The sequence below is a fragment of the Mycolicibacterium stellerae genome (assembly GCF_003719305.1).
GTDB lineage: Bacteria > Actinomycetota > Actinomycetes > Mycobacteriales > Mycobacteriaceae > Mycobacterium > Mycobacterium stellerae.
In genome coordinates this window covers 55,883-68,091 of the sequence record NZ_RARC01000023.1, presented here as the reverse complement: position 1 = coordinate 68,091, position 12,209 = coordinate 55,883, and the positions used below count along the sequence as shown (strand labels likewise).

The following is a 12,209-nucleotide window of genomic DNA, read 5'->3' as shown; positions in this document are numbered from 1 at the left end:
AAATCAAGCCGGGTGCATCACAAATGTTTGCATGCTCAGAGCCATGAGCGAATCAACATCGACACCCGAACCGGCGACGGCGCCGGTGGCCACCGCAAGCCCTTCGTCGCAACCGACATACGTCGAGCGCGAGCCGCGTCGCTCGCGGCTCCCCGCGGTCGCCGCATGGGTCGGCATAGTCGCAGGTGTCGTCTTCATCGTCGCGGTCATCTTCTTCAGCGGCTTCATCCTCGGCGCGCATGCCGGTGGCAACCGCGGCCACCACGGCGGAGGCGATCGCGAGTTCGGGATGTTTCACCGCGGCGGGCCGCCGCCGATGTTCCCGATGGGCCCGGTAGGTCCGATGGGGCCGATGGGGCCGCCACGGTTCGAGCGTCCGCCGTTCGGTCCGGGTGGGCCCGGTGGACCCGGCTCCCAGCAGGAGTCACCCCAGGCGCCGGCGACCTCGGCCCAGCCCCGTCCGTAGTACGAGGTTTTGAATCGGTGCATCAACGGGGATTCAACTCGACGAGGCTCAGTCCGCCTCACTATTCGTCGAGGAGATGACAACTGATGGCTGACAAGTTCACCACGACCGACGCCGGTGCGCCGGCGCCGAGCGTCGAGCACTCGCTGACCGTAGGGCCCGATGGCCCGATCCTGCTGCAGGATCACTACCTCATCGAGCAGATGGCGAACTTCAACCGGGAGCGCATCCCGGAGCGGCAGCCCCATGCCAAGGGCGGCGGCGCGTTCGGCCACTTCGAGGTCACGCAGGACGTCAGCAGGTACACCCGCGCTGCCTTCCTGCAGCCCGGCGCCAAGACCGAGATGGTGGCCAGGTTCTCGACGGTGGCAGGCGAGCGCGGCAGCCCAGACACCTGGCGTGACCCCCGCGGCTTCGCGCTGAAGTTCTACACCAGCGAGGGCAACTTCGACATGGTCGGCAACAACACGCCGGTGTTCTTCGTCCGCGACCCGATGAAGTTCCAGAACTTCATCCGCAGCCAGAAGCGGATGGCCGCCAACAACCTTCGCGACCACCACATGCAGTGGGACTTCTGGACGCTCTCACCGGAATCGGCGCATCAGGTCACCTGGCTGATGGGCGATCGAGGCATTCCGAAGACCTGGCGGAACATGAACGGCTACTCCAGCCACACCTACAGCTGGCTCAACGCCGACGGCGAATTGTTCTGGGTCAAATACCATTTCAAGACCGACCAGGGCATCGACTTCCTTACGCAGGAGGATGCCGACCGGCTGGCCGGCGAGGACGGCGACTACCACCAGCGCGACCTCTTCACCTCGATCGAGGACGGCAACTTCCCCAGCTGGACCTTGCACGTGCAGATCATGCCGTTCGAGGATGCCAAGACCTACCGGTTCAACCCGTTCGACCTCACCAAGGTGTGGCCGCACGGCGACTACCCTCTGCATGAGGTGGGCCGCATGACGCTGAACCGCAACGTCACCGACTATCACGCGCAGATCGAGCAGGCCGCGTTCGAGCCGAACAACATCGTGCCAGGCACCGGCCTTTCCCCGGACAAGATGCTGCTCGCCCGCGGGTTCTCCTACTCCGACGCACATCGTGCCCGGCTCGGGGTGAACTACAAGCAGATCCCGGTCAACGAGCCGCATGTCGAGGTGAATGCCTACTCGAAGGACGGGGCGATGCGGATGCGAAACGCCACCGACCCGGTTTACACACCGAATTCGATGGGTGGTCCCGAGGTGGACGCCAGGCGCGCCGCCGAGGTGCACTGGGCGTCCGACGGCGACATGGTCCGCACGGCGTACGCCCTGCGCCAGGACGACGACGACTGGGGTCAGGCCGGCACGATGGTCCGCGAGGTGCTCGATGACGAGGCTCGGGACCGGTTGGCGCACAACATCATCGGCCACGTCTCCGACGGTGTTCGCGAACCAGTGCTTTCGCGGGTGTTCGAGTACTGGCGCAACGTCGATCCCGATCTGGGCAAGAAGATCGAGGAAGGCGTGCGCGGCGCCTGAGACGTTGGCGGGCGGCCGATTCAGGGGCCGACCCGTGCCCAAACTGCGGTCAGGTTCGCCGCGGGGCAAGTCCCTACCGAGACGAGCGTCAGTTCTTGGACGGAGCCGTCGGCGACCACCGTCGGCGACGGGGCCCCCTATTGATTTTGCTGTGTCGTCGGGTGTGCGGCCATGTTCACCGTTGCGTGCGGGAATGCCGAAGGTCGGTGTTTGCGCCGCTCGAAGGCACGGTGCTGAGCCCGACCGGTAGCTGGCATGATCGAGCCCATGAGCATCGAAGTCCTTTTCACCGCAGAATCAACCGCAACCGGGGGTGGCCGCGACGGTCACGTGAAGTCGACGACCGGCAGGATCGACCTGGATACCCGTCCGCCGAAGGAGATGGGTGGCAGCGGCGAGGGCACCAACCCCGAGGAGTTGTTCTCCGCCGGCTACTCCGCATGTTTTCTTGGTGCGCTACGCCTTGTTGCCCGCAACGAGAAGATCGACCTCGACGACGCCTCGGGAATCACGGCCCAGGTCGGTTTCGGCAAGGACCCCGATGGCGGATTCGGCATCAACGCGCACCTGATCGGCTACCTGCCCGGGCTCGAGCAGAGCGCCGCCGAGGAACTGATGGAGAAGGCGCACGGCGTCTGCCCCTATTCCAAGGCCACCCGCGGCAACATCGACGTCAAGCTGTCGGCGAAGGTCTAGTCGGGTGACGTCGCGGCGGCCGCGCAGCCGCCGGGGGCGAACCGCGGTCGCCATGGTTGCCGTCGGTCTGGCTTTCGGTCTTTCGGTCGCCGCCCCCGCGGACGCCCGCCCATCCGATCCCGGCGTGGTGAACTACGCCGTCCTCGGGAAGGGATCGGTCGGCAACATCGTCGGCGCCACGTTTCGGTTCGATGCGCCGTTCACCGACCCGTTCCAGTCGTATTGGGTCGACAACCCGGTGTGCAACAACTGGGCCGACATCGGATTGCCCGAGGTGTACGCCGACCCCGACCTGGCGTCGTTCAACGGGACGACGACGCAGGAGACGGCGACCGACGACACGCACCGCGTCAAGCAGGCGGTCGGTGTATTCGCCACCAACGACGCCGCCGACCGCGCCTTTCACCGGGTCGTCGACCGGACGGTGGGCTGCTCGGGCCAGACCACGGCCATGCATTTGGACACCATGGCGACCGAGGTGTGGTCGTTCACCGGCGGTCCGGCGTCGGCGACCGACGCCGACTGGGTGAAGCAGGAGGCGGGCACCGACCGACGCTGCTTCACCACGACACGGCTTCGGGAGAACGTTCTGCTGCAAGCGAAAGTCTGCCAGCCGGGCAACGGCGGACCCGCGGTGAACGTTCTGGCAGGCGCGATGCAGAACACTTTGGGGCAGTAGCAACGGCCCTTTTGGGTACCCGTCATCGACCCGTCATGCGTGAATCGCAGGACTTTGTCAGTGTCATCTGGAAGATGGATGACGGCGGCGAGTGTCCGAGACCCCGGAGGGACGGTTGGTATGACCAACACCATCGTGTCCGACCTGCGCGAAACACCCCCCGGGCCCGCCCCTGACACCGTACTGACCAGCGCGAACGACGCTGCGTCCTATATCACTGCCAAGTGTCTGACCGACGCCCCGGTCGGCCGAGTCGGGTTGGAGATCGAAGCGCACTGCTTCGACACCGCCGAACCACGTCGCAGGCCCTCTTGGGACGAGCTGACCGCTGTCGTCGCAGGCGTCCCGGCTCTCCCCGGTGGCAGCCTGATCACCCTTGAACCCGGGGGTGCGGTGGAACTGTCCGGGCCGCCGTTGGACGGTGTGCTGCCCGCAATTCAGGCAATGGCCGACGACCGTGCGGTTCTTCGGAACGCGTTCGCCGAAGCGGGTCTCGGTCTGGTGCTTCTCGGCGCGGACCCCCTACGGCCCGCCAAACGAGTGAACCCTGGCGATCGCTACCGCGCCATGGAGGAGTTCTTCGCCGCCAGCCAAAGCGGTCCCGCCGCTGCGGCGATGATGACGTCGACGGCATCTGTGCAGGTGAACCTGGAAGCGGGCCCGCAGGCGGAGTGGACAAGACGCATAGAGCTCGCCCACGCGCTCGGCCCGACCATGATCGCGATCGCCGCCAATTCACCGCTGCTCGGCGGTAAGTTCACCGGCTGGCGCAGCTCGCGGCAGTGGGTGTGGAGTCAGCTCGACTCCGCGCGGTGCGGGCCGATCCTTGGTCTCAGCGGTGAAGACCCCGCCAGCGACTGGGCGCGCTATGCGCTCAAGGCGCCGGTGATGCTCGTGCATCCCACTCCAGAGGAAGACGCCGTGCCGATGAGCGACTGGGTGCCGTTCGCGGACTGGGCTAACGGGCGGATATTGCTCGGTGATCGCAGGCCGACCGTCGCCGACCTGGACTACCACCTGACGACGCTGTTCCCCCCGGTCCGACCGCGGCGCTTTCTGGAGATCCGCTATCTCGACAGCGTGCCCGACGCGGACTGGCCCGCCCTGGTCTTCACCCTTGCCACGCTCCTCGACGACCCCGTCGCCGCCGACACCGCCGCCGAAGCCACCGAACCCGTGGCGACGGCATGGGATCGTGCCGCCCAGATCGGCCTCGGTGACCGGCTGCTGGCCGAGGCCGCCGTCCGCTGCGTGCAGGCGGCCGCCGAGCGCGCCCCCGCCGAACTCCAGGAATCGATGCAGCGGCTGGTGCGTTCGGTAGAGCTGGGACGCTGTCCGGCCGACGACTTCTCCGACCGGGTGGTGAGAAACGGGATCGCGGCCGCGGTCACCGAAGTGGCGCAAGGGGAGCAGTGACCTCACGCGAAACGCTGGCGCGCCGGCTGACCAAGGCGCGCGATCGCACGCTGCGGCTGGTCGAGTTCGACGACGCGGAACTGCACCGGCAGTACGACCCGTTGATGAGCCCTCTGTTGTGGGATCTCGCGCATATCGGATGGCAGGAAGAGCTGTGGCTGCTGCGCGGTAATGATCCGCACCGGCCGGGCATGTTGACGCCCGACGTCGAACGCCTCTACGACGCGTTCGAGAACTCCCGCGCCAGCCGGGTCGACCTGCCGCTTCTGCCGCCGTCGGATGCGCGGATGTTCTGTGCGACGGTGCGCAACAAGGCGCTCGACACCCTTGACGCGCTCACCGACGACGACGTCGAGGCGGAGTTCAACTTCGGCCTGGTGATCAGCCACGAAAACCAGCACGACGAAACGATGATGCAGGCGTTGAATCTGCGGACGGGTCCCGCCCTGCTCGACCACGGCACCGCGCTTCCGCCGGGTAGGCCGGATGTGGCCGGGACATCGGTGCTGGTGCCCGGCGGCCCGTTCGTCCTCGGCGTAGACGCGGTGACCGAGCCCCATTCGCTGGACAACGAGCGGCCCGCCCACATCGTCGATGTGCCCGCCTTCCGAATCGGCCGGGTGCCGGTGACCAACGGCGAATGGCGGCAGTTCGTCGACGACGGCGGCTACCGGCAGCCGCGCTGGTGGTCGCAACGTGGTTGGACACATTGCGAGCAGGCGGGATTGACGGCTCCGCAGTTCTGGAACGCTGACGGCACCCGGACCCGGTTCGGCCACGTGGAGGACATTCCGGCCGACGAGCCCGTGCAGCACGTCACGTACTTCGAGGCGGAGGCATTCGCGGCGTGGGCAGGCGCGCGGCTTCCCACCGAGGTCGAGTGGGAGAAGGCGTGCGCATGGGATCCAGACGTCGGCGCGCGGCGTCGATTCCCTTGGGGCGCATCCGAACCCACCAGTGCGTTCACCAACCTCGACGGGGACGCCCTGCGCCCCGCTCCGGTCGGCGCGTACCCGACAGGTGCATCGGCATACGGCGCCGAGCAGATGCTCGGTGACGTATGGGAGTGGACGTCGTCTCCACTGCGGCCATGGCCGGGGTTCACACCGATGCTCTACGAGCTGTACAGCCAGCCGTTCTTCGACGGCGACTACAAGGTGTTGCGCGGCGGTTCGTGGGCGGTCGCAGCAGACATCATTCGGCCGAGCTTCCGCAACTGGGACCACCCGATCCGCAGGCAGATCTTCAGCGGGCTGCGATTGGCCTGGGACGTCTGATGTGTCGCCACCTTGGCTGGCTGGGTGAGCCGCGTTCGGTGGCATCACTCGTGCTGGATCCCCTGTATGGCCTACTGGTGCAGTCGTATTCGCCGCGACGGCAGAAGCACGGGCTGATGAACGCCGACGGCTGGGGCGTCGGGTTCTTCGACGAAGACGCCGCACCACGGCGTTGGCGCAGCGCTGCTCCGCTATGGGGCGATGCGTCGTTTGCGTCGGTGGCGCCGGTACTGCGCAGCGGCTGCGTGGTGGCCGCGGTGCGCTCGGCGAGTGTCGGGATGCCGATCGAGGCGTCGGCATCGGCGCCGTTCAGCGATGGACGGTGGCTGCTGTCGCACAACGGTCTGGTGGATCGCGCCGTGCTGCCCGCGTCCGCGGCGGCCGAATCGACCAATGACAGTGCGCTGCTGGCCGCGCTGATCTTCGAACGCGGTCTCGACGCACTCGGCGATACCATCCACGAGATTGCGGCGGCTGACCCCAATGCCAGGCTGAACATTTTGGCAGGCAACGGATCTGAACTGCGCGCCACCACATGGGGTGACACCCTGTTTCTGCTCCGGCGTGACGAGGGCGTGGTGCTTGCCAGTGAACCATTCGACGACCACGAGGACTGGCAAGAGATCCCCGACCGCCACCTCGTCGCGGTCACTGACTCCCGCGTGGACCTGACCGCGCTGAAAGGATCGGAATGACACTGTCGCTGTCCAACCATCTCGCGGCTGACTCCGCAGCACAGGCGCTGCGCCGCGATGTCTACGGCGGCCTCACGCAGACACCGAAAACGTTGCCGCCCAAGTGGTTCTATGATTCGGTCGGCAGCGACCTGTTCGACCAGATCACCCGGCTGCCGGAGTACTACCCGACAAGGACCGAGGCGCAGATCCTCCGCGACCATGCGGCGGAGATCGCCGCCGCATCCGGCGCGGATACCCTCGTGGAGCTCGGCAGCGGCACCTCGGAGAAGACCAGGCTGCTGCTCAGCGCACTGCGCGACACCGGAGCACTGCGCCGCTTCATCCCGTTCGACGTCGACGCCGGGATGCTGCAGGCCGCCAGTTCGGCCATCCTCGACGAGTATCCGGGGATCGAGATCGACGCCGTATGTGGCGATTTCGAGGAGCATCTCGGCAAGATCCCTCGCGTCGGCAGGCGGCTCGTCGTGTTCCTCGGGTCCACGATCGGCAATCTGACGCCCGGCCCGCGCGCCGAGTTCCTTTCGGCGCTGTCCGACGCGCTTGCGCAGGGCGACAGCCTCCTGCTCGGCACCGACCTGGTCAAGGACACCGGCCGGTTGGTCCGCGCCTATGACGACAGCGCGGGTGTCACGGCGCGGTTCAACCGCAATGTGCTGGCGGTGGTCAACCGTGAGCTCGACGCCGACTTCGACCTCGGGCGCTTCGACCATGTGGCGCGGTGGAACGCCGACGAGGAACGCATCGAGATGTGGCTGCGGGCAAGCTCGGCGCAACGGGTTCGCGTCGCGGCGCTGGATCTGACCGTCGACTTCGCCGCGGGCGAGGAGATGCTCACCGAGGTGTCATGCAAGTTCCGCCAGGAGCGCGTGGCGGAGGAGTTGGCCGCCGCGGGCCTGCGACGCACGCATTGGTGGACCGATCGCGCGGGAGACTTCGGGCTGTCGCTGTCCACGCGATGACCGTGCTCGCGGACCGGTGGCGGGCCGCCCGGCCGAAGGTGGCGGGCCTGCACCTGGACAGCGGCGCGTGCTCGCGGCAGAGCTTGGCGGTCATCGACGCCGCCACCCAGCACGCCAGGCACGAGGCCGAAGTCGGCGGATATGTCGCCGCGGCGGCCGCCGCGCCCGTCATCGACGCCGGCCGCTCGGCGATCGCGGTGCTGACCGGGATGACGGCGTCCGACGTCGTCTTCACCACCGGCGCCAATCACGCCCTCGACCTGCTATTGAGCAGCTGGACGGGGCCGCGCACCGTGGCATGTCTGCCCGGTGAATACGGGCCGAACCTCGCGGTGATGGCGGCGAACGGCTTCGATGTGCGCGTCCTGCCGGCCGACCGGACCGGACGCCTGGTGGTCGATGAGGCCGCCACGGCGCTGGCCGTCAGTCCGCCCGGGTTGGTGCACCTGACCGCGCTGGCCAGCCACCGTGGAATCGTCCAGCCCGCCCGCGAGCTCGCCGAGGTGTGCCACGGCGTGGGACTGCCGTTGGTGATCGACGCTGCCCAGGCTTTCGGACACATCGACTGTGCGGTGGGCGCCGACGCCGTCTACTCGTCGTCGCGCAAGTGGATCGCAGGCCCGCGCGGTGTTGGCATGCTGGCGATCACACCGGCACTGGCCGAGCGTCTTCGGCCGCGGTTGCCTCCACCGGAATGGAACCTGCCGTTCACGGTCATGCAGAGCCTCGAGCACGGTGAGGCAAATCTCGCTGCGCGCGTTGGGCTTTCGGTCGCACTCGGTGAGAACCTCGCGGCGGGACCGGAGAACATCCGCGCCGTGCTGGCCGAGCTGGGGCGATTGACCAGGACGACTTTGGCCGACGTCGACGGGTGGCGGGTCGTCGAGCCCGTCGATGAGCCGACGGCGATCACCACGCTGCAAGCGACCGCGGGTGCAGACCCGCAGCGCGTCCGGGCGTGGCTCATCGCCGAACGTGGGATCGTCACCACCTACGCCGAGGTGCAGCGCGCGCCGTTCGAGATGGCTGCGCCGGTGCTGCGGGTGTCGCCGCATGTCGACACCACCGCCGACGACCTGGAGATATTCGCCGAAGCCCTGGTAGCTGCGACATCCGAGGTGTGACACAGCCCACTTCTGGTTACCCCACAGGCACGACACTAAGGGGCCGACCATGACCGAGCACGTCGATGTCGAGCGCGACGAGAAGCCGAAGAAGCAAAAGCGGGACCGCACCCACTGGCTCTACATCCTGGTGATCATCGGCGTCGTCGCCGGCATCATCGTCGGCCTGGTCGCGCCGGACCTTGGTAAGTCGCTCGGCGTGCTCGGCGAGCTGTTCGTCAAGCTGATCAAGATGATGATCATCCCGGTCATCTTCTGCACCGTGGTGATCGGCATCGGCAAGCTCAAGGCGACCGCGGTCGGCAAGGTCGGCGGGCTTGCACTCGCCTACTTCCTGGCGATGTCGACGGTCGCGCTGGCCATCGGCCTGGTCGTCGGCAACCTGATCAGCCCGGGAACCGGTCTCAACATCCCCTCCGATCCGAGCAAGGGCGCCGAACTGGCAGGGGAGGCCGCCTCCGAGGGCGGCCCAATGGAGTTCTTCTCCGACATCATCCCGACGACGCTGTTCTCCGCACTGACCGAGGGCAACGTGCTGCAGGCGCTCTTCGTGGCGTTGCTCGTCGGCTTCGCGATCCAAATGATGGGCAGCTCGGGGGTGCCGCTGTTACGCGGCATCGAGCTGCTGCAGAAACTGGTCTTCCGCATCCTCATCGGTGTGCTTTGGATAGCGCCGATCGGCGCGTTCGGTGCCATCGCCGAGGTGGTCGGCGCCACCGGGTTCGACGCGGTCGTCCAGCTCGCTGTGCTGATGCTGGCGTTCTATCTCACCTGCCTCATCTTCGTGTTCGGTGTGCTCGGTGCGCTGCTGTGGATGGTCACCCGGGTGTCGATATTCAAGCTGGTGCGCTATCTGGCCCGCGAGTACCTGTTGATCGTCGCGACCTCCTCGTCGGAGTCCGCGCTGCCGCGGCTGATCGCCAAGATGGAGCACGCGGGTGTCGAGCCGGCGACGGTGGGAATCGTTGTGCCGACCGGCTATTCGTTCAACCTGGACGGCACGGCCATCTACCTGACGATGGCGTCGCTGTTCATCGCCGATGCGATGGGCACCCCGATGTCGATCCCCGAACAGTTGGGTCTGCTCGCGTTCATGATCATCGCGTCCAAGGGGGCCGCAGGGGTCAGCGGCGCGGGGCTGGCGACGCTGGCCGCAGGCCTGCAGAGCCACCGCCCCGATCTGCTCGACGGCGTCGGGATCATCGTCGGCATCGACCGGTTCATGTCCGAGGCCCGCGCGGTCACCAACTTCTCCGGCAACGCGGTGGCCACCCTGCTGGTGGGCACGTGGACCAACTCCATGAACGGCGACCGGGTGCACAACGTGCTCGACGGCGACATCCCGTTCGACGAACGGACGATGATCGACGAGGACGACGAGCCGACCGAGGACAAAGAGCCCGCGAAGGCCGCCGCCGCTCCTTAGCGCCCCACCACCAGCGTCGCCGTGTAGTCCTCGAATGCGGTGCCGTCGTCGGGCGTTCGCGGGTACGGGTCAAGGGATTTCAACGCGATCGTGTAGCCGTCGACGTCAGCGGTCTGCACGTTCTGGCCAGGTGCAGGGTTGGTGTTGAAGTCCACGGTCGTTGCCGCGCGTCCGGCCGGCTGGACCGCGATTGCGATGCGGGCCTGCCCGGTCCAGAAGCATTCGACCTCGGTCGGACACCGCGAGTCTTCGAGCACGTCGGTGAAGCGCACCCGCAGGTTCTCGCCTGCGATCGTCGCCTCCTGCCCTGCGGTCAGCGGGAACTGTTGGCCCAGAGCGAATTCCACGGGATCGGCTTCGGCCTCCCTGCTGGCCTGGCATGCCGTCAGCGCGGCGGCCAGCACCGTCACAATGAGCAACCGGCACGCGGTTCTCATCCGCTGATCTCCCATGTGTGCACGGGCTCGTTGCTGTGCATCCGTTCGCAGTACAGCCGCAACATCTCGGCCAGCGCCGCGGGCCGCGCCATACCGCGTTCCTGCAACGCCCGCACCGTCTCCACCTGCCAGACCGACCCGTTGCGCCCCGTCTTGGCACGGCCCTCGATGACACCGAGATACCGGTCGGAGACCTCGCTGGACACGCCCCAGCTGCGAAGACCGTCGCGGGCCATCGGCAACAACTGACGCAGGACCAGTTCGTCAGGCGTCACCTCGCCGAGGCCGGGCCAGTACAGCCTGGCATCCATTCCGTGTTGGGCGGCCTCGAGGAAATTCTGATGTGCGGCAGCGAAACTCATCTTCGTCCACAGCGGCCGGTCCTCCTCGGACAGGCTGCGCAGGATGCCGTAATAGAAGGCCGAGTTGGCCATCATGTCGACGACCGTCGGGCCCGCGGGCAGCACGCGGTTCTCGACCCGCAGGTGGGGTCGGCCGTCGACGACGTCGTACACCGGCCTGTTCCACCGGTAGATCGTGCCGTTGTGCAGCCGCAGCTCCGGAAGCGTCGGCGTGCGCCCGTCGGCGAGTTCGGCGACCGGGTCCTCATCGGACAGCTCGGGCAACAGCGACGGAAAGTAGCGGACGTTCTCCTCGAACAGATCGAAGATCGACGTGATCCACCGTTCACCGAACCAGACGCGTGGCCGCACACCTTGGGCCTTAAGCTCGTCCGGGCGGGTGTCGGTGGCCTGGGCGAACAGTTCGATCCGCGTCTCCGACCACAGCTGATGTCCGAAGAAGTACGGCGAGTTGGCGCCCAACGCCAACTGTGGGCCGGCGATCACCTGCGCAGCGTTCCAATTCTTCGCGAAGTCTTCCGGCGACACCTGCAGGTGCAGTTGCATGCTCGTACAAGCGGATTCGGGTGCGATGGACGCGGCCTGCAAGCTGAGCCGTTCGGGTCCCGCGATGTCGATCTGGATGTCCTCGCCGCGGGCATAGAAGATCGAGTCGTTGAGGGCTTGGTACCGGGTGGATTCGCTCATCCAGTCACCGGTTAGGTGTTCGGGCATCAAGGTCGGCAGAATGCCGATCATCACGATGTGCGAGCCGCTGGAACTCGCCTTCGACTCGGCGGCGTTGAGGCTGCCACGGACTTCGGATTCCAGGTCCAAGGCCGCCCGTCCCGGCAGCGGTCGGGGCGGGACGTTGAATTCGATGTTGTAGGCGCCCAATTCGGTTTGGTACGCCGGATCGGCGATGGAAGCCAGCACTTCTGAGTTGCTCATCGCGGGCTGGTAGTCGGCGTCGACGAGGTTGCATTCGATTTCCATGCCGGTCAATGGGCGCTCGAATTCGAAACTCGAGCGGGCCAGCATCGTCTCGAACACGTCGAGGCACAATTGCACCTTGCGTCGGTATTCGCGGCGGTGCGCGCGACTGAAGTCGGTCTGCTTCACTTCTTCGCCCACAGAGCCGATGCAACAGGGTCGATGACG

The 12,209-nt window shown here is 66.8% G+C and carries 12 protein-coding genes; 10 read left to right on the top strand and 2 right to left on the bottom strand.

Annotated features, from left to right (window positions below; genetic code table 11):
- Positions 1–43 precede the first annotated feature (43 nt).
- From D6M19_RS23850 to D6M19_RS23805, 10 genes are all read left to right on the top strand, one after another.
- Positions 44–466 carry a hypothetical protein gene (locus D6M19_RS23850; RefSeq protein ID WP_234835012.1) on the top strand — a complete coding sequence of 141 codons (423 nt, stop codon included), beginning with the start codon at positions 44–46 and terminating at the stop codon, positions 464–466.
- 86 nt (positions 467–552) lie between these two features.
- The gene (locus D6M19_RS23845; protein ID WP_123027740.1) at positions 553–1,995 is read left to right on the top strand and encodes a catalase; all 1,443 of its coding nucleotides are present in this window, start codon (positions 553–555) and stop codon (positions 1,993–1,995) included.
- A 267-nt stretch (positions 1,996–2,262) separates the two neighbouring features.
- Positions 2,263–2,691: an organic hydroperoxide resistance protein gene (locus D6M19_RS23840; RefSeq protein WP_206428620.1), complete on the top strand. Its 429-nt coding sequence runs from the start codon at positions 2,263–2,265 to the stop codon at positions 2,689–2,691.
- Positions 2,692–2,743: 52 nt separating this feature from the next.
- A complete protein-coding gene (locus D6M19_RS23835; RefSeq protein ID WP_123027777.1) occupies positions 2,744–3,370 on the top strand; it encodes a sensor domain-containing protein in 627 nt (208 codons plus the stop codon).
- A 120-nt stretch (positions 3,371–3,490) separates the two neighbouring features.
- A complete protein-coding gene (gene egtA / locus D6M19_RS23830) occupies positions 3,491–4,786 on the top strand; it encodes an ergothioneine biosynthesis glutamate--cysteine ligase EgtA (RefSeq protein WP_123027738.1) in 1,296 nt (431 codons plus the stop codon).
- Complete coding sequence (gene egtB, locus D6M19_RS23825; RefSeq protein ID WP_123027737.1) at positions 4,783–6,063, top strand: ergothioneine biosynthesis protein EgtB; 1,281 nt, start codon at positions 4,783–4,785, stop codon at positions 6,061–6,063. The genes egtA and egtB overlap by 4 nt, the downstream gene beginning before the upstream one ends.
- Positions 6,063–6,758 (top strand): ergothioneine biosynthesis protein EgtC, encoded by a 696-nt coding sequence (gene egtC, locus D6M19_RS23820; protein ID WP_123027736.1) that lies wholly within the window; start codon positions 6,063–6,065, stop codon positions 6,756–6,758. Before egtB ends, egtC begins: the two co-directional genes overlap by 1 nt.
- Positions 6,755–7,720, top strand: a complete 966-nt coding sequence (egtD, locus tag D6M19_RS23815) for an L-histidine N(alpha)-methyltransferase (protein ID WP_123027735.1) — start codon at positions 6,755–6,757, stop codon at positions 7,718–7,720. The genes egtC and egtD overlap by 4 nt, the downstream gene beginning before the upstream one ends.
- A complete protein-coding gene (egtE, locus tag D6M19_RS23810; RefSeq protein ID WP_123027734.1) occupies positions 7,717–8,844 on the top strand; it encodes an ergothioneine biosynthesis PLP-dependent enzyme EgtE in 1,128 nt (375 codons plus the stop codon). The genes egtD and egtE overlap by 4 nt, the downstream gene beginning before the upstream one ends.
- Positions 8,845–8,893: 49 nt before the next feature.
- Complete coding sequence (locus tag D6M19_RS23805) at positions 8,894–10,270, top strand: cation:dicarboxylate symporter family transporter (RefSeq protein WP_123027733.1); 1,377 nt, start codon at positions 8,894–8,896, stop codon at positions 10,268–10,270.
- On the opposite strand, the gene D6M19_RS23800 is transcribed toward D6M19_RS23805, so the two are convergent.
- Positions 10,267–10,707, bottom strand: a complete 441-nt coding sequence (locus tag D6M19_RS23800; protein WP_123027732.1) for a hypothetical protein — start codon at positions 10,705–10,707, stop codon at positions 10,267–10,269. The two genes, D6M19_RS23805 and D6M19_RS23800, sit on opposite strands and share 4 nt — an antisense overlap.
- Positions 10,704–12,182 carry a glutamate-cysteine ligase family protein gene (locus D6M19_RS23795; RefSeq protein ID WP_123027731.1) on the bottom strand — a complete coding sequence of 493 codons (1,479 nt, stop codon included), beginning with the start codon at positions 12,180–12,182 and terminating at the stop codon, positions 10,704–10,706. The genes D6M19_RS23800 and D6M19_RS23795 overlap by 4 nt, the downstream gene beginning before the upstream one ends.
- Positions 12,183–12,209 lie beyond the last annotated feature (27 nt).